The following is a 16,227-nucleotide window of genomic DNA, read 5'->3' as shown; positions in this document are numbered from 1 at the left end:
CCCCGGGCCGCGGAAGAGCCGCAGTCCGAGGAGCCGAGCCTTGCCGCACACCCATCGCATCGCAGCGATCCCCGGGGACGGGATCGGCCGCGAGGTGGTCCCCGAAGGGCTGCGCTGCCTGCGCGCGGCCGCCGACGTCCACGGATTCGCCCTGGACGTCACCGAGTTCGACTTCGCCAGCGCCGACTACTGGCTGCGGCACGGCACCATGCTCCCCGCCGACTGGAAGGACGTGCTGGGCGGCTTCGACGCGCTCTACTTCGGCGCGGTCGGGTGGCCGGAGGTGGTCCCGGACCACGTGTCGCTGTGGGGGAGCCTGCTGCAGCTGCGGCGCGGCTTCGACCAGTACGTCAACCTGCGTCCGGTCCGGCTGCTGCGCGGCGTGCGCAGCCCGCTGCGCGACCACCGGCCCGGGGACATCGACTTCTACGTCGTCCGGGAGAACACCGAGGGCGAGTACAGCAGCATCGGCGGCCGCATCTTCGAGGGCACCGACCGGGAGACGGTGGTCCAGGAGACCGTCATGACCCGCACCGGCGTCGACCGCGTGCTGCGCTACGCCTTCGAACTCGCCGCGCAGCGCCCCCGCAAGCGGCTCACCTGGGCCACCAAGAGCAACGGCATCTCCGTCACCATGCCCTACTGGGACGAGCGGGCCGAGCTGATGGCGAAGCGGTACCCCGAGGTGACCGCCGACAAGGACCACATCGACATCCTCACCGCGCGGTTCGTCCTCCAGCCCGGCCGCTACGAGGTCGTGGTCGCCAGCAACCTCTTCGGCGACATCCTGTCCGACCTGGGCCCCGCCTGCACCGGCACCATCGGCATCGCCCCCAGCGCCAACATCAACCCCGAGCGCACCTACCCCAGCCTGTTCGAACCGGTGCACGGCTCGGCCCCGGACATCGCCGGGCTCGGCATCGCCAACCCGGTCGGCCAGATCTGGAGCGGCGCGATGATGCTGGACCACCTCGGAGAGCACGAGGCGGCCGCCCACGTCGTGGCCGCGGTGGAGAGCGTGCTCGACGAACGGCCCGACGTCCTCACCCCCGACCTCGGCGGCACCGGCACCACCGCCGGGCTGGGAGAGGCGGTCGCCACCCGGATCGCCGAGGGACGGCCATGACGGCGCCGGCCGCGAAGGGCGCGCACACCCGGCGCATCACATTCCTCGTCGCGCTCGCGGTCTTCGCGCAGGAGTCGACGTGGAACTTCTACGAGTCCCAGCTGCCGCCGCTGCTGCGTGAGCACCTCACCGGCGCCGCCGTCGTGGGACTGCTCATGGGCATGGACAACCTGCTCGGCATCTTCATCCAGCCGTGGATCGGCAACCGCTCCGACCGCACCAGGACCTCCTGGGGCCGGCGCATGCCCTACCTGGTGGCAGGGATGCCGGTGGCCGCCGCCCTGTTCCTCGTCATCCCCCACGCCTCGGGATCCCTGCCGCTGCTGATCGCCGTCATGTTCTCGTACGCGCTGGTCGCCAACACCTTCAAGCCGATCGCCGAGGCGCTCGTCCCGGACTTCGTCGCACCCGAGCGGCGCAGCCGGGCCAACGCGGCGGTGAAGATCGCCTCCAGCCTCACGGTCATCGTCACGGCGCTGCTCAGCCTGCTCCTCGTCGACGACCACCTGTACGTCGCCTTCACGGTCCCCGCGGCCCTCATGCTCCTCTCGATCGCGATCCTCGCCGCGACGGTGCGCGACAACCGGTCCCCGGCCTACTGGGCGGCCGTGGCCGAGGCCGCGGAGGCCGCCGCGGCCGACCACGCGGAGCCCCGCGTGCGCGACACCTTCCTCGACATCCTCCGTTCCCCGGACCGCAGCCGGCTGCTGCTGCTCGCCGCCATCCTGCTGTTCAGCAGCGCCTGGGCGGCGTCCCGCTCCCTGGTCACGCCGTACGGCATGGAGGCCCTGGACCTCACCCGCGGCGAGGCCGGCGGCCTGACCCTGCCGAGCGGGGTCGCCTTCCTGCTGGCCGCCTACCCGTCGGCGCTGTTCGCCGAGCGCTACGGACGGTTGCGCGTGATGACGGCGGGCATGTGCGTGTTCGTGGCGGCCATGGTGCTGGGCACGCTCGCCCAGAACCCGACCGGGACCGTGGTGGCCCTGTGCGTCGGCGCGGCGGGCGCGAGCAGCTTCCTGGTCAACGCCGTGGTGGTGCTGTGGAACCTCGCCCCCTCCGCCCGGGTCTTCGGCACGTACGCCGGGATGTACACCGTCAGCTGGGCGAGCGGCGGCTTCCTGGGCCCCGCCCTGGTCGGCGCGATGGTCGACGTGAACGGCTGGCCGCTGATGCTCCTGGACATCGCCCTGGTGGCCTCCCTGTCCGTGGCGGTCATCATCAGGATCAGCAGGCTGCAGCGGCGCAGCCCCGCCGCCACCGTCGCATGACCGCCGCCCGGCCCCGCCGGGCCCGCGACCGCGGCCGGAGGACGACGCACGGGCGACCACGAGAGACACGAGAGACGAGGACCGCGTGCCCCGCATCCTGATCACCACCGACTACCTGCGGCCGGGCGACGACATCGACCGGTACCTCACCGGGCACGGCCACACCACGGTGCACGCCCCGCTCGCAGGCCGGAGCGGCCCCGAGGCGCTGGTGGCCGCTCTCCGGGACGCCGACGCCGCGCTCGTCGGGCACGACCCGCTGACCGCCGAGGTGCTGTCCCGCGCCCCGCGCCTGCGGGCCGTGGTCCGGACCGGCGTCGGGTACGACGCGATCGACGTCGCCGCCGCCACCCGGCTCGGCATCACCGTGAGCAACCTCCCGGGCGTCAACGCGGGCGCCGTGGCCGAGTACACCATGGGCCTGCTCCTCGCGACGGCCCGCGGACTGGTCCGCAGCGCGGCCGGGGTGGCGGCCGGCGGCTGGCCCCGGCACGACGGCCACGAGCTGCGCGGCTCGACCCTCGGCCTCATCGGCTACGGAGCCGCGGCCCGGGCCGTGGTGCCGCTGGCGCAGGCGTTCGGGATGCGCGTGCTGTGCACGACGGGCGTGCCGGAGAGCGGGCGCACCGACCCCTCGGTGCGCTTCGTGGACCTGCCCGAGCTCCTCGCCGCGTCCGACCACGTCTCGGTGCACACCCGGCTCACCGAGCGGACCCGCGGGCTCCTGGACGCCTCCGCGTTCGCGCTGATGAAGCCGACGGCGGTCCTCGTCAACACCGCCCGGGGAGCCGTCGTCGACGAACAGGCCCTCGCCGACGCCGTGCGCACCGGGCGGATCGCCGGCGCCGCCCTCGACGTCGTCACCGAGGAGCCGCTCCCGGCCGACAGCCCGCTGCGCGGCGTCGACGGCATCGACGTCTACTCGCACCTCGCGGGACAGACCGCCGAGGCCCGGGCCGCCGCCGGCACCGAGGGGGCGGCCGAGATCGTCGCCGCCCTGGCCGGAAAGCCCCGGCACGCCGTCAACACCCCCCTGCCCAAGCCGCCCGCCGGCGACCACGGATGAACGCCGGCCGCGCCCCGCGCCGGCCGACGAGAGGAAGAAGGAACATGGACAACGAACGGGTGGACCAGGTCAAGGTCCTGGCACCGACCGGCATGCTCGGGGCCGGTTTCCCCGAGGCCACGGTCGCACGCGGCCTGGCACTCGGCGCGGACGTCATCTCCGTCGACGCGGGCAGCACCGACTCCGGCCCCTACTACCTGGGCGCCTCCCGCCCCAAGACCACCCGCGCCGCGGTCGCCCGCGACCTGCGCGTACTGCTGAAGGCGGCGGCGAGCGCCGGCATCCCCCTGATCGTCGGCTCCTGCGGCACCAGCGGCACGGACGCCGGTGTCGACCGGGTCGCCGAGATCGTCGCCGGCATCCAGGCGGAGGAGAAGCTGTCCCTGAGGGTGGCCCGCATCTACAGCGAGCAGGACGCGGGCACGCTCGCCGAGCGCCTGGACGAGGGACGCGTCCACCCGCTGCCGCCGCTCGGCGCACTGCGGCGCGAGACGCTGGAGAGCTGCACCCGCATCGTGGGCGTGATGGGGCACGAGCCGATCGTCGCCGCCCTGGAGGCCGGCGCCCAGGTCGTGCTCGCCGGACGCGCCACCGACACCGCCATCGCCGCCACGTACCCGCTGATGAAGGGCATGCCGGCCGGGCCGTCCTGGCACGCCGCCAAGATCATCGAGTGCGGCGGGCAGTGCACCAGCGACCCGCGGGCGGGCGGTGTCCTGGCCACCGTCGACGCCGGCGGCTTCACCATCGAGCCGCTCGACCCGGCCGTGTCCTGCACGCCGATCCTGGTCGCCGCCCACATGCTCTACGAGACGGTCAACCCCTACGAGATGCGCGAGCCGGACGGCACCCTGGACGTGCGGGACGCCGCCTACACCGCCCTGGACGAGCGCCGGGTGCGGGTCGAGGGTTCCCGGTTCCACGTGGCCGACCAGCACACGATCAAGCTCGAGGGCGCCCGCGTCACCGGTTACGAGACCATGTCGTTCAGCGCCATCCGGGATCCGCACATCCTGGAGCACATCGACGAGTGGGCGGAGCTCATGCACACCGTGCTGCGGCAGCGGGTGGAGCAGACCATCGGGCTGAGCGACGACAAATACGCCGTCGACCTGCGGCTGTACGGGCACAACGCGATCCTCGGTGACCTCGACCCGGCGTCCGGCCCGCCCCGCGAGGTCGGTGTGATGCTCCTCGTCAGCGCCCCGGACCAGGCCACCGCCACCGCCGTGGCGAAGATCGCCAACCCGCTGATGCTGCACCTGCCGACGCCCGACATGGACTACCTGCCGAGCCTGGCGTTCCCCGCCTCGCCGGCCGAGACCGAGCGCGGGCCCGCGTACGAGTTCGTGCTGCACCACGTCGTCGACACCGTCACCCCCACCGAGATGTTCCGCACCGAGATCGAGGAGCCCCCGCACCATGGCTGAGTCCCGCCCCACCGTCCTGGGCGACCTGGCGCACGAGGTCCGGTCCAAGAACGCCGGCCCCTTCTGGACCACGATGGAGGTCTTCCTGCGCGACGAGGACGGCTACCACATCGCGGCCGACGAGTCGTTCCTCGACGAACACGTCGTGGCCCGGCTCTACGGGGTGCCCGCCGAGGACGTCCAGATGTTCCGCATCCCCTCCCTGAACGTCGTCAAGATCTCCTTCCCGCGTCCGGTCAGCCAGGCGTCCCTGCGCGACCGGGACGTGCACTCGGGGCAGCACCACGTGCCGCTGGCCCTGCTCCCGCTGCCGGAGCGCGCCGCGGGCTGACGGCGTTCCCGCACCCTTCCGGGCGCGGCGCACGGTTCCTTCGTGCGTCGCGCCCGGAAGCATGTCGGTGCTCTCTCGACACAGGCCCGACTTCCGCGCGTCGCCGCTCGACGGGCCAAGACCCCCGCCCCCGGCCCGTCCCGCCTGGGGGGACTCCGCGCTGGTCCGGCGCTGCGACGGGGAACACGCTGGGCGCATTCGTCGCGACCCGCCCCGGCGAGGGCCCCGCGGCCCGGCCGGGGGCCCGCGCCGGCTGGAGACGGCATCGTGGGACGCACCGCCCTGGTGGGAGGCGGCTCCGCCGGCATCGGCCGGGCCGTGGCGGAGCACATGGCTCGCGGCGGCCACCGGATCGTCATCACCGTGGGACTGCGTTGTCCCGGGGCGGGAGTGACGGCGTCGGGTGTTGTAGCGGTGGAGCCAGCGGAACGCGTCGAGGCGGGCCTCGCGTTCCCTTACGAGACAGCACTCGACACAACATCAACTACCCTGGCCCGAGCCGCACAGCCCATGTCCAAGATTCCGGGTCAAGGCTCCTCGGCCCCACGGGCACAGGGACCTTGCGTGTTTACGGGTCGGGTGGGATCGCCCGGTGACGGCCGGTCATGGCAGGCAGGTCCGGATGCAGGTGCAGGCACGGGTTCGTTGATCATGTGAGTGTCGAGTTCACGTGACCGCAACCGCAGACCGTGTCTGCTGTCTCAGCATCTCCCATGCCGTCGGGCATGGAGCAACTGGCCCGTATCCCGTCGCCGCAGCCGTCGCCTGATGCGGTGTGCCTCGTCCGGTTTCTCGCCGGGCTGCCCGACCCGCGTGACCGTCGTGGCCGGCGTTTCCCGCTGACGGCGCTCGTTGCGGCCGCGGCCGCTGGTGTTCTGACCGGTGCGCGGTCCCTGACCGCGATCACCGAGTGGCTCACGGACGCGCCCCAGTGGGCCCTCCGTGCCGGACGGACGAGGAATGCATGAAGAATTCCCAACGGAATGAGGCCGGGACGATCTCGTTGTGGCTGAGGCTCTGATTCAGCACCATGAGCCCTGGCGGTTGAAGGCAGTCAGAACAGAAGGCGCAGGGTGGAACTGATCAGCCTCTCCGCTGGGGACAGCGGCTTCCGGGTACGTGTGCCGGGGCGTCGGTCACCGGGTGTACTGCATCTTCATGACCAGCTCCACGCAGAGGTCTTGATCACGAGCAGCTTCGTCAGCGGTCGACCGGCCATGTCCCTGTTCCTGTCCGACTCGGAGGGCTGGTCCCGTGCGCCCACTGGCAGGCCTATTCGTTCAGTACCTGGTCGGGGGGGTGCGCTGGTGGAAGCGGGGATACAGGGCGGCAACGGCCGGATGTCCGTCGGGGGCCTCGGGCGGGGCGCACTCCACCGGTTCACTCAGCGAGCCGGGCATCGAACCGTACACCCACTTGCCGGCGGCGGGTCCTTCACCGCGCGGGTGGGCGGGCGCAGCGCGGTCATCAGTTCCAGTCCGGTGACGGCGGTGGAGCCGCACGGGGTGAGCACACGGGCGGCGTAAGGGGACAGCAGGCGGGCGAGTTCGGCCGGCGGAAGCTGATCGGCCATCCCCCATGAACGGGTGTCGAGGGCGCCCCAGGGCATGACAGCGAACTGCACGCACTGGCGGCGTGTGCCGTCGGCCGTGCGGCAGACCCGCACCCACGGGCCGAAGCCCCGCTTCGTCAGCTTCCAGCGAGACGTGGTGGGTTGCTTGATTACCGGGTGGTCGTCGGGCAGGCGCAGGCCACGCCGGGCCTCCGACACGGTCGGCAGATCAAGGCGTTGGACGGCGGAGGCGGTCAGCACGATCGACGGGTCGGCGTCCTTGCCCGAGCGTGCAGGCGGCACCACCCGGCTCCGCCTCGCCCAGCGCCCAGTCGACGAGTGCCGGAAGGTCGGCGGGCGGGCAGTCGAGCACCGGGCCGTCCGCGCGGTCGCCGTCGACGAGGCGAGCGGCCCGTGGGCGAAGCGCGCGTCCGTTGCAGGTCCGGCCGCTGTCTTCCTGGCCACTGGCCGGCGCGCTCGCCGCGCGGGCCGGGGCCGCCGGGCTTGCCGCGGACAGGACGGGCGATGCGGGCGCATGCGGCTGCGAGATGACGGATGGGCCGGTACGAGGTTCCGCGCGACGACAGCAAGGCAGTGGGGTCGGTGGCGGTGTATTGATCACGAGCGTTGGTAACGCTGTCCGGGCTTGGTCATGGCGAAGACCTCCGGTGTGGTGGAGCTGTCTAGGAACACACCGCACGGAGGTCTTCGTGTCCCACCGTAATGCCCGGCTGACCGTTCACGGCAGGCGGCTGCTCATCAAGCGTGGCGGTGAACGTGTCCACCGCCAGCGCCTTCAGACCTCGGGCGAGGCGAGACATGCACCGATGCCACCGGACACTGGAGGTTGCCGGTGCCAGTCGCGTCATCCAGTGCCCTGAGGGTGTATCTGTGCGCGCGGGCCTCGATGAAGGCGCCGACTCCCCGCCTGCCGGCGTCTCACGAACTGGACGTCGCCCCTGGTGCCACGGAGGCGGTTCCCACCTCGGTTCGATCGCCGGGAGGCCCGGTTGGGCCCGTGCAAGGGGCGCTGGGACTCATGCCCACCCGGCTGATGTCCCGACCGGAGGAGCGCCAGAGTTCCACTGGCACACGTGTCTTCGGGCCGCCCTGCGGAGCGATCACGCTTCGCCTCTTCGATGGGCCGAATGCTGCACCAGAGCCACGGACACAGTCGACTGGTCGTTGTTACGGCTTGCTGCCGTTCATGATGTTGGCGATCGGGCCGATGAGGAACCACTTGTTGTCGATGCCTTGACCCTTGATCTGGTTCGGAGCGGTGTCGCCCTTGTAGTAGTACAGCGGGTGGCCTCCATAGGTGACCTGCTGGGTGCCGTCGGTCCGCGTGATGGTGCCCACACTGCTCGGCACGGTGTACTTGCCGGTCACGGTCACGGGCTTGGTCGTCGTGAGCGGCGGCCACTCCTTGGCACACTTGTCGTAGCAGTCGGACGCCTTCTTCGTGTCCTCGGTGTTCAGGTACAGCGTGCGCCCGGCCGAGTCGGTCAGCCAAATGCCTGCGCTGCCCTTCGCGGTCTTCAGGACCATCGTCGAACCAGGGGCATCCGAGCTGGGCGCCGCAGAGGCCGCCGTCGAACCCGATTCTGCCGCATTCGGCGTCGCCGAGGCCGACTTCGAGCTGGTGGCCGACGACGAGTCATCGGAAGAGTCACTGCATGCTGCCGCGAACGTAGCCAAGGCGGCAATGGAGAGGCCGAGGCCGAGCTTTCGCAGTGGAATCGTACGGAGCATGACCATCCCTATTTATGTGCGATACGGAATAACTCGCAAGCTGTGTACGGAGCGTTCATTCAAAAGGTGAATCTAAGGCACTTTCGCCGGATTCGTCAAGACCGAACATTCTGTCTCGCAGGCGCGGCAGACTGCTGCGGCTGCTGCGGGCACCCATCGAACGACGGGTCTTCGCCCGCACCGGGCCGGCGCCGAGACGGTGGCAAGGAGGCCGGGCATTGAGCAGCGTATGGGGTGCGGCTCGCCCGGGACTGCTCGACCGGCAGGTCCGCTGCGGCAGCATGTCCTCCACCGGCCGCGCCCGCCGGAGCGTTGCCACAAGGTGCGGGTGGCTTCCTGAGCCCGCGACCGCACCTCCGTCGACATCACGAGCAGCTCTGACACCGTGCCTGACGGTTCACCTCATACAGGCCACCCCGTACTTCGGCCGGCGAGGACAAGTGCTGAAGCGCGCAGCGACCGCTCAGGAGACGTGAACAGTGATGGCGTGATAGCCGGTTGCGCCGTTCGGCACCACGTCCTGGACGTCGGAGGTCTGCACGGCACCGGTGCCGTCGGTTGCGCGCACCCTGATCTTGTGCGTCCCTTTAGTGGCGTTCGCCCACTCATACGACCACTGCCGCCAGGTATCCGGGGTGTCCGACGACGCCAGCGTCGCCTCCCGCCATGCCCCGTCGCCGATCTGCACTTCCACCGCAGCGAGGCCCCGGTGAGTAGCCCAGGCCGTGCCGGCGAGCACCACGGTCCCGGCCGGCACCGTCGCCCCGGACTTCGGCACGTCGATCCGGGACGCGGTCTTGACCGGGGCCTGCGGCGAGTAACCCCGCGGCGTCCAGTACGCGTCCGAGGAGGCGAACGTGGTGATGTTCAGATCGGTCAGCCATTTCGTGGCCGACACGTATCCGTACAGACCGGGGATCAGCATCCGGCACGGGAAGCCGTGTTTCTCCGGCAGCGCCTCGCCGTTCATAGCGATCGCAAGCATTGCCTGTCGGCCGTCGAGCACGGCTTCGACAGGCGAGCCGATGGTCATCCCGTCGGTCGCTTTGGACAGGATCATGTCCGCTCCACGGCGGACGCCGGCGCGGCGCAGCAGAGGCGCCAACGGCGTGCCGAGCCAGCGCGCGTTGCCGACGTACGGTCCCCCCACCGGGTTCGACACGCAGGTCAAGGTCATGTCGTGTTCCTCGAACCTGTAGGAGAGCAGCTCCTCGAACGTGATCTCAAACGGGCGCTCCACCATGCCGTGAATCTTCAGCTTCCAGTCCCTCGGATCCACCCGGGGGACCGTGAGCGCCGTATCCACCCGGTAGAACTCGGAGGTCGGAGTGATGAACGGGCCCAGCCCGGCCACCTTGGGGTGAACTGCGGCGGGCGGTTTGGGCAGTGCGTTCGCCGGAGTCGGCAGCACGACCTTCGCGCGTGCCTCCGCAACGTTGTAGCGCTTCTTGATCCAGGCGTTGCCGCCGAATCCGGCAACCAGCGCACCTGCCGTCGTACCCAGCGTGCCGAGCACGAAGCGGCGCCTGTCGCTCGACTGGGCGGAAGGCTCCGGTTCCTTCGGCGACAGGAGGGTCAACCAACGCAGGACCAATGCCGCGGCGATTCCGGCGAGGAGCGAGGGAAGCAGCCAACTCGTGTGCGCGGCCGGCCGCGTCACTGCAGCGATCGCCCCGACCACGCCGAACAGCGCGACCAGGATGCTCGCAACGTTCAACCGTATGCGGGCAAGAACACCGTTGGCGGCAGCCCCCAGCGCCACCGTCGTATAGACGCCGGTCAGCAGCACGGCCTTGTCGTTGCTACCGAAATTGCGAATCGCGAACTGCTCGAGCCACGTCGGCGTGATGCTGATCGCCCAGGTGCCTACCGCCGTCACCGGCGCAGACGCCTCCCCCGTGACTACCGCGACCAGCTCACCCACTGCCAGTCCCGCGCCACCAGCCACCAGACCCACCAGCGCCCCTTGCGCGATCCGCCAGCCGCGAGCGGGCATGCGTGTCTTGGCCGTGGTGGAACCCGGCTCCTGCCGCGCGTCCCCTCCCCCCGGACTCGGCGTCGGCCCGTCTTCGGCCCTCCCCCGGCCGTCGGCCTGCTGCTCGCTCATGCGCTCTCCCAAAACGTTGTGGCTCTGCCCGAAAGACCGAGCTGCCTGATGCGGAGACAACGACGTCGTACGACGTGGTGCCCATGTCGATCCGCCCGACGGACGCGGCCCGCACGCAGCGCCGGACGGAGGAAGAAGGTCCAGCCGAGAGGCGATGGGCAGCCCGGCAGCGGTAACAGCACTGATGGCGATGCTCGCCCGCAAACCGCGGATCGTCCGGCGCGCCGGACGATCCGACGCGGAACCTGGCTCTGGGTCACCCGTACGTCGTGCGGTTCGCCGACTGCCGCAGGTGATTCGGCGGCAGTCGAGTCAACGGTACTCACGATGATCCTTTCGGACCGCGACGAGGAGGCAACGGCGGCCCCGCGGGTCGACATCTCGGTCGCCCTCGATGAAGGCGGACATGGAGATCCACGGGGCTTCGCGTTCAGACTGAACGTTCTATCTTGTTCCTAGCATCACGGTGCCACTCGCCGTCTGTCAAGAAAGAACGTTCTGCCTATCGGGCTTGCACATCGCGAGGGCTCGATCGCCTACCTCGTGCCGCGGGGTGACACGACACCCGGTGTGCCGCAGCCGACGAGGTCGTACTCATGCCGGAGGGACTGATCGTCGAACACGGCACCCCGGACGAAGTCCTGTCCAACCCCCGGAACAGCCGCACCCGTTCCTTCCTGGCACGCGTCCTCTATGACACGACGATGTCCGGCGGATGCGGCCGTCCAACGTCCGTGCGGCTCGAGACCTCAGCCCCGACGCCCACCACCGTCCGGCTGTCCAGTGCGGCCATACGGGCCGGCCTCCTGCGCACGGCACCCACGACAGCGCGCCTCTCCCATCTGCCCGAGGTCAGCGCTCTGATCTCGCAGCAGTCCAAGCGTCGCGTCCGACGACACCCCGCGGTGACGAGACCGACCACGCCGTCGCGGGCGTCCGTTCCTTCTCCGCCTGCCCGAGTCCACCGAGACGGAGGGCGTTCTCGATCTCGTCGAGTTTCGCGGGGGACAGGGCGCCCGCCCGCTCGATCAGGTCGTCCCGGGACACGGTGGTCAGCCACGTGCAAGGGGTAACGCCCGGACGCGGGAGCGCGAATCGAAGCACGCCTTCAAAGGGCAGTCCTTCCACGGCGCCTACTGCCACTTCGACGCCCAGACCGGTGATGTCGACACCCGCCCGAGCGACGACCTGCATCACCCGGATCCCGGACGCGTCGTCTTCCGACAGCAGCACGACCGGCCGCCGCTCGTCGAACTCCACCCACCAGACTTCGCCACGTTGCACATGTCCTCCTGACATAGGAACGGCGGGCGGACGCCGCGCGGCCCCGACGCGCTGTGGAGACGGGTGCGGCCCCCATTGATCACCGGAGTGTGAAGACAAACGATCACGCGGTGGCCGCAGGTCACAGCGTAGACCTCGCCCGCTGGCAGGAGGCGTTCGAGGGCCTGATGAGCCGGATAGCGGGACGGTTCACATGGGTCGAACCCCCGTCCCGGGCCCGGAAGTCGGTGCTCGGACTGCTGTCGGACCTGCCGCGCAAGAGCTGCTGGACCATCGCCGAATGGACCGGGGAGAGGACCCCGGACGGCATGCAGCACCTGCTCGGCCGGGCCAAGTGGGACGTCGGCCGGGTCCGCGACGATGTGTGTGACTACGTGCTGGACCACCTGCACGACGACCACGCGGTACTGGTGGTCGACGAGACCGGGGACGTGAAGAAGGGCACCGGCACGGTCGGCGTCCATCGCCAGTACCGCGGGCAGGATCGAGAATGCCCAGGTCGCCGTCTACCTGGTCCACGCCGGGCCGACGCGGGCACGCGGCAGTGGACCGGGAACTGTACGTCCCGCGTCATGGACCTCCGACCCTGACCGCTGCCGGGATGCCGGACTCGACCAAGGACACCCCTTCGCCACCAAGCCGGAACCTGCCACTCGTATGGTTGCCCGGTTCCTGGACGCCGCCACCAGGCCGCATGGGGTGCCGGCGACGAGGTCCACGGCGGCAACCCCAAGCCGCGAACCGCACTGGAGGAACGCGGCACCGGCTACGTCCTCGCGGTGGCCCGCTCGCACGAAGTCACCACCGACGCGCGGAGGTTCCGTGCGCACACCCTGGCCGAGAAGGTGTCCAGCGGGCCTGGCAGAAGCTCTCCGCAGGGGCCGGGGCCAAAGGCCACCGTTTCTACGACTGGGCAGTCATCGACCTCGCCGACCCCCGGCCCGGGAGTCGTCAGCTGCTGATCCGCCGTAACCGCGGCACCGGCGAACTCGCCTACCACCGCTGCCGCTCGCCCGCACCCGTGCCGCTGACCGTGCTGGTCAGAGTCGTTGGATCAAGATGGCGGGTGGAGGAGTTCTTCCAGTCGGGCAAGGGCCTGGCCGCACTCGACGAGCACCAGGTCCGCCGCTGTGCCTCCTGGTCCCGCAGATCCGGCGCCTGTTCATCACACTCGTTGTCCGACCCGTCCACGATGCCGCCCACCGGCTCGGTTGGTCCGACTGGCGGCGCCGCCACCAGGCCCGATCCCAGGCCAGCCACTACCGTCGACAAGCCACTCAGGCATGAAGATCACGATCTACGGCTGGAACATCAGGCGCGCGGCCGCGGGCCTCTTCCCGGCTGCCAACGGCTCGGCAACGAGCCGGCGTCTTCCTGTCCCGGCGTTCGTCACACGGGAAGCTGCTCAGGGTGGCCAGATCGTGTCGACGCTCGAATCATCCCGTCGCCCCGGCCGGACGCCTATCGAGTGCCGACCTCAGTGTCCGGGCAGGATCGTGCGCATGAATGGTGAAGTCATAACGGCGCTGATCGGCGGAGCCAGCGGGTTGGTCGGCGCTCTGGTTGGCGGTTCAGCCGCTGTGATGGCCGCGAGGTACCAGGGGCGGCTGGCAGTCAGCGCGGCGGTGGAGACCGCCCGCTCAACCTATCTGGGCCCACTCGACACCGCGCGGCGGACCGCACAGCGTGAGGTGTTCGCGCAGTTTCTGGCCGTCTCCCAAGCGTGGACACGGCAGGCTTCGCCCGCGGCGGAGGCCGCCCAGCACTGGGACCGGGCCGTACGTGACCACGTCGAGCGGCTCTGCGACGAGGGCCGCGCGTATGTTGACCTTCACGACGAAGTGACCCGTCGGTACCAGCGGCAGGTCTCTGCCGTCGGTGAACCGCACAGCATCACGGAAGCTGCCCAGCGCGTACTGCTGGAGGCCGCCGGCAGCGATGTGGTGAGAGCCTCGCAGGCAGTGGAGCTGCATGCAGTCACGCTCCGGGATTTCCTCAACGAGGCGGGGAGAACTCACCTTCGGGACCCGGACGCGACAAGTCCGGACGATCCCACAAACCATCGGCTGCCGAACCCGAACCGCTCGCCGGACGAGCACGTAGCATTGAAGGGGGCGATCGAGGAGTTCGCCCAGAGAGCGGCGGACCACCTCAACCAGCGCGACCTTGTATGACCACCCGGAGCCTCCTCTACAGGGAGGGGTATGCGTGAGGGCCTGGGCCGCCAAGCAGCCAGCGTCTCGTCCTCCCGGGACGTGCCCGTACGGTCGCCGTACCGTTCGAGCAGTGCGTCCGCCGCAAGGAGCGCTTGCTCAACGGTGCGGGCGCCGGTCATCACGCACAGTGTGTACGTGACGTCCTCCAGAGCCCTGCTGGTGTGGACCGTGGGCAGCAGGTCGTGTTCCGTCCGGGCCTGCGCGAAACGGAAACCTTTCTAGGCTAAAGGACATCGCATGACAGAGACGGCTGGAAGCACCCAGGAGGCGACCGAAGCGTTGGTCGCGAAGGCACGTGCGGCAGTGCCGGTGCTGGCCGCGCACGCGGACGCCACCGACCAGCAGGGACGCCTTGCCCCGGAGAGCCTCGAGGCGTTGCGTGAGGCCGGCTTGTTCGCGCTGGGCACTCCGGTCGAGTTCGGCGGTGCGGACGTGGATCTGGTCACCCTGGTGCGGGTGCTGTCCGAGTTGGGGCGCGCTTGTCCGTCCTCGGCGTGGGTGGTGTCGATCTCGACGGGAACGAAGGCCCATTTCTCCGGGGGGTTCCCCGAGAAGGTCCTTGCCGAGGTCTACTCCCGTCCCGATGTGCGGTGGTGCGGCGGCTCGACACCCGGCCAGGCCGTCGCGGTTCCCGACGGGGTCAAGGTCACCGGACGATGGGCCTACGCTTCGGGAGCCGAGGATGCCGACTGGGCGTTCCTGGCGGTGGTGTCCGTGGGAGACGACGGTGTGCCTCATGTGGGGGGTGCGCTCGTGCCGATGTCCGAGCTGGCTGTTGAGCGGACCTGGCGAGTGGCCGGGTTGCAGGGCACGGGCAGTCACGCTGTTGTCGCCGACGGCGTTTTCGTTCCTGCGGAGCGCCACTACGAGTTCCCCCTCGGTCCCGATGGCGGGCCCGATTTCACCCAGGGCAGGCCACTGGAGATCGTCTCCCAGACGGTCTCGGTCGCAGCGACTCTGGCCGGAGCGGCGCTCGGTGCGCTGGACGTGGTGGAAGCCGTCGTAAAAACGCGCAAGCCGCCCATGACGCAGTACAACAGTCTCGCCGAATCAGCGTCGGCCCGACACGTGTTCGCCGAGGCCGAGCACATGGTGACCAGTGGTTACGACCGGCTGATCAGCCTGGCAGGCCGCATCGCGGAGCAGTTGCCCGGCGACGACGTCACCGTCGTGCAGCGATCGAGCCTGCGGATGGAGGTGGTCTCCATCCTGCAGCAGTTCCTGCGCGCCGTCGACCTGCTGCTGGACTTGCACGGCTCCAGTGCATTCGCCCTCGACAACCCGCTGCAACGCTTCTGGCGGGACCTCAACGTCGGTGCCCGGCATGCCCAGTTGTCGAGCTACCTCACTACCGAGAACTACGGCCTGCTGGTGACCGGGGCGGGCGGACCGGTGCAGGTGGGCTGAGCCTACGACGGCGCGCAACGGTCTGACCTCGTCGTTTCGATTGGGGTGAGGCCGGCTGGCCTTCTGGATGGGACGATGAACCTCGTCGAGGAGTCCGGGCGGAAGGCACTGCCCGCGTGCAGGGTACCGGCTCTCGCCTCGAGCTCACCGTCTCCCGCTGACGGTTCGGGGGCGGTCGGCCATGCCGGGGCACGGTTGCCGGCGGATCTTGCCGATGCCACCGGGCTGAACGCCTCGTACTCAGCTGCTCTCAGGCCGCTTCGGCCACGCGGGACCGGGCATGGTGGGTCTTCGGACTTGAGCGGCGTGTCGTTCCGAGTGGACTGACTGACTGTCACACTGCATGCGGGCCCGGAGGTAGCGGGGCGGGTCCTGGGAGCAGGATGCCCGTGTCCACGAATGATCATTTGTGCGACGCAGAACGATCATTCAGAAACCACGGGCTTGCACAACGATACGACGTTGCTGATCGACCTGGACGGCCTGGCCGTCGCGCGGGTGGAGCGGCCGGAGGACGGCACCCGCCGGGTGCACCTGATTACTGCTGATGAGCAGGCGCGGGCCTGCCCCGAGTGTGGGGTGTTCGCCACGCGGGTGAAGGGATCCGCGACGACTCGGCCCCGCGATCTGCCATACGGCGAGAACGGGCTGGAGTTCCGCTGGCACAAGAGCCGCTGGTGGTGCCGTG

At 70.0% G+C, this 16,227-nt stretch carries 12 protein-coding genes and 4 pseudogenes; 11 read left to right on the top strand and 5 right to left on the bottom strand.

Features of this window, described 5'->3' with window-relative positions; genetic code table 11:
- Positions 1-40 precede the first annotated feature (40 nt).
- From ACF1DX_RS37060 to ACF1DX_RS37030, 7 genes and pseudogenes are all read left to right on the top strand, one after another.
- The gene (locus ACF1DX_RS37060; protein WP_391795546.1) at positions 41-1,126 is read left to right on the top strand and encodes a tartrate dehydrogenase; all 1,086 of its coding nucleotides are present in this window, start codon (positions 41-43) and stop codon (positions 1,124-1,126) included.
- Positions 1,123-2,394 (top strand): MFS transporter, encoded by a 1,272-nt coding sequence (locus tag ACF1DX_RS37055; RefSeq protein ID WP_391795545.1) that lies wholly within the window; start codon positions 1,123-1,125, stop codon positions 2,392-2,394. Before ACF1DX_RS37060 ends, ACF1DX_RS37055 begins: the two co-directional genes overlap by 4 nt.
- Before the next feature lie 85 nt (positions 2,395-2,479).
- Positions 2,480-3,460, top strand: coding sequence for an NAD(P)-dependent oxidoreductase (locus ACF1DX_RS37050; protein WP_391795544.1), 981 nt, complete (start codon positions 2,480-2,482; stop codon positions 3,458-3,460).
- Positions 3,461-3,504: 44 nt separating this feature from the next.
- Positions 3,505-4,890: an acyclic terpene utilization AtuA family protein gene (locus ACF1DX_RS37045; RefSeq protein WP_391795543.1), complete on the top strand. Its 1,386-nt coding sequence runs from the start codon at positions 3,505-3,507 to the stop codon at positions 4,888-4,890.
- On the top strand, positions 4,883-5,221 hold the full coding sequence (locus ACF1DX_RS37040) for a DUF4387 domain-containing protein (RefSeq protein WP_391795542.1): 339 nt from the start codon (positions 4,883-4,885) through the stop codon (positions 5,219-5,221). The genes ACF1DX_RS37045 and ACF1DX_RS37040 overlap by 8 nt, the downstream gene beginning before the upstream one ends.
- A gap of 713 nt (positions 5,222-5,934) precedes the next feature.
- Positions 5,935-6,189 carry a transposase family protein gene (locus ACF1DX_RS37035; RefSeq protein ID WP_391795541.1) on the top strand — a complete coding sequence of 85 codons (255 nt, stop codon included), beginning with the start codon at positions 5,935-5,937 and terminating at the stop codon, positions 6,187-6,189.
- Between the two features lie 105 nt (positions 6,190-6,294).
- A pseudogene (locus tag ACF1DX_RS37030) lies at positions 6,295-6,468 on the top strand (DUF5959 family protein); the annotation flags it as partial.
- A gap of 137 nt (positions 6,469-6,605) precedes the next feature.
- Here ACF1DX_RS37030 and ACF1DX_RS37025 read toward each other — a convergent pair.
- The 4 genes from ACF1DX_RS37025 to ACF1DX_RS37010 form a co-directional block, all read right to left on the bottom strand.
- Entirely contained in the window at positions 6,606-7,076 is a 471-nt protein-coding gene (locus ACF1DX_RS37025; protein WP_391795585.1) for a hypothetical protein, read from the bottom strand.
- A gap of 885 nt (positions 7,077-7,961) precedes the next feature.
- Positions 7,962-8,321 carry a hypothetical protein gene (locus tag ACF1DX_RS37020; RefSeq protein ID WP_391795540.1) on the bottom strand — a complete coding sequence of 120 codons (360 nt, stop codon included), beginning with the start codon at positions 8,319-8,321 and terminating at the stop codon, positions 7,962-7,964.
- 667 nt (positions 8,322-8,988) lie between these two features.
- Entirely contained in the window at positions 8,989-10,521 is a 1,533-nt protein-coding gene (locus tag ACF1DX_RS37015) for a molybdopterin-dependent oxidoreductase (protein ID WP_391795582.1), read from the bottom strand.
- A gap of 963 nt (positions 10,522-11,484) precedes the next feature.
- Positions 11,485-11,916, bottom strand: a complete 432-nt coding sequence (locus ACF1DX_RS37010) for a type II toxin-antitoxin system PemK/MazF family toxin (RefSeq protein ID WP_391795539.1) — start codon at positions 11,914-11,916, stop codon at positions 11,485-11,487.
- Positions 11,917-12,083: 167 nt separating this feature from the next.
- On the opposite strand from ACF1DX_RS37010, the pseudogene ACF1DX_RS37005 reads away from it, so the two are divergent.
- Together ACF1DX_RS37005 and ACF1DX_RS37000 are read left to right on the top strand one after the other, a co-directional pair.
- Positions 12,084-13,203 (top strand): annotated as a pseudogene (locus ACF1DX_RS37005) (IS701 family transposase).
- Complete coding sequence (locus ACF1DX_RS37000) at positions 13,200-14,090, top strand: hypothetical protein (protein WP_391795538.1); 891 nt, start codon at positions 13,200-13,202, stop codon at positions 14,088-14,090. The pseudogene ACF1DX_RS37005 and the gene ACF1DX_RS37000 overlap by 4 nt, the downstream one beginning before the upstream one ends.
- A 53-nt stretch (positions 14,091-14,143) precedes the next feature.
- On the opposite strand, the pseudogene ACF1DX_RS36995 reads toward ACF1DX_RS37000, so the two are convergent.
- Positions 14,144-14,341: pseudogene (locus tag ACF1DX_RS36995) on the bottom strand (DUF5133 domain-containing protein); the annotation flags it as partial.
- 28 nt (positions 14,342-14,369) lie between these two features.
- Between ACF1DX_RS36995 and ACF1DX_RS36990 the strand changes: the two are divergent.
- Positions 14,370-15,539 (top strand): acyl-CoA dehydrogenase family protein, encoded by a 1,170-nt coding sequence (locus ACF1DX_RS36990; protein ID WP_391795537.1) that lies wholly within the window; start codon positions 14,370-14,372, stop codon positions 15,537-15,539.
- Positions 15,540-15,938: 399 nt separating this feature from the next.
- Positions 15,939-16,226: pseudogene (locus tag ACF1DX_RS36985) on the top strand (transposase family protein); the annotation flags it as partial.
- Position 16,227 lies beyond the last annotated feature (1 nt).

Origin of the sequence: Streptomyces sp. NPDC014676, from assembly GCF_043084105.1 — a bacterium.
Classification (GTDB): domain Bacteria; phylum Actinomycetota; class Actinomycetes; order Streptomycetales; family Streptomycetaceae; genus Streptomyces.
This window is presented reverse-complemented; position numbering and strand designations above follow the sequence as displayed.

Bases quoted from the DNA above. Each gene is read 5' to 3' on its own strand.
- ACF1DX_RS37040 (WP_391795542.1), top strand. From the start codon at position 4,883: ATGGCTGAGTCCCGCCCCACCGTCCTGGGCGACCTGGCGCACGAGGTC.
- ACF1DX_RS37045 (WP_391795543.1), top strand. From the start codon at position 3,505: ATGGACAACGAACGGGTGGACCAGGTCAAGGTCCTGGCACCGACCGGC.
- ACF1DX_RS37000 (WP_391795538.1), top strand. From the start codon at position 13,200: ATGAAGATCACGATCTACGGCTGGAACATCAGGCGCGCGGCCGCGGGC.
- ACF1DX_RS36990 (WP_391795537.1), top strand. From the start codon at position 14,370: ATGACAGAGACGGCTGGAAGCACCCAGGAGGCGACCGAAGCGTTGGTC.
- ACF1DX_RS37055 (WP_391795545.1), top strand. From the start codon at position 1,123: ATGACGGCGCCGGCCGCGAAGGGCGCGCACACCCGGCGCATCACATTC.
- ACF1DX_RS37035 (WP_391795541.1), top strand. From the start codon at position 5,935: ATGCCGTCGGGCATGGAGCAACTGGCCCGTATCCCGTCGCCGCAGCCG.
- ACF1DX_RS37020 (WP_391795540.1), bottom strand. From the start codon at position 8,321: ATGGTCCTGAAGACCGCGAAGGGCAGCGCAGGCATTTGGCTGACCGAC.
- ACF1DX_RS37015 (WP_391795582.1), bottom strand. From the start codon at position 10,521: ATGCCCGCTCGCGGCTGGCGGATCGCGCAAGGGGCGCTGGTGGGTCTG.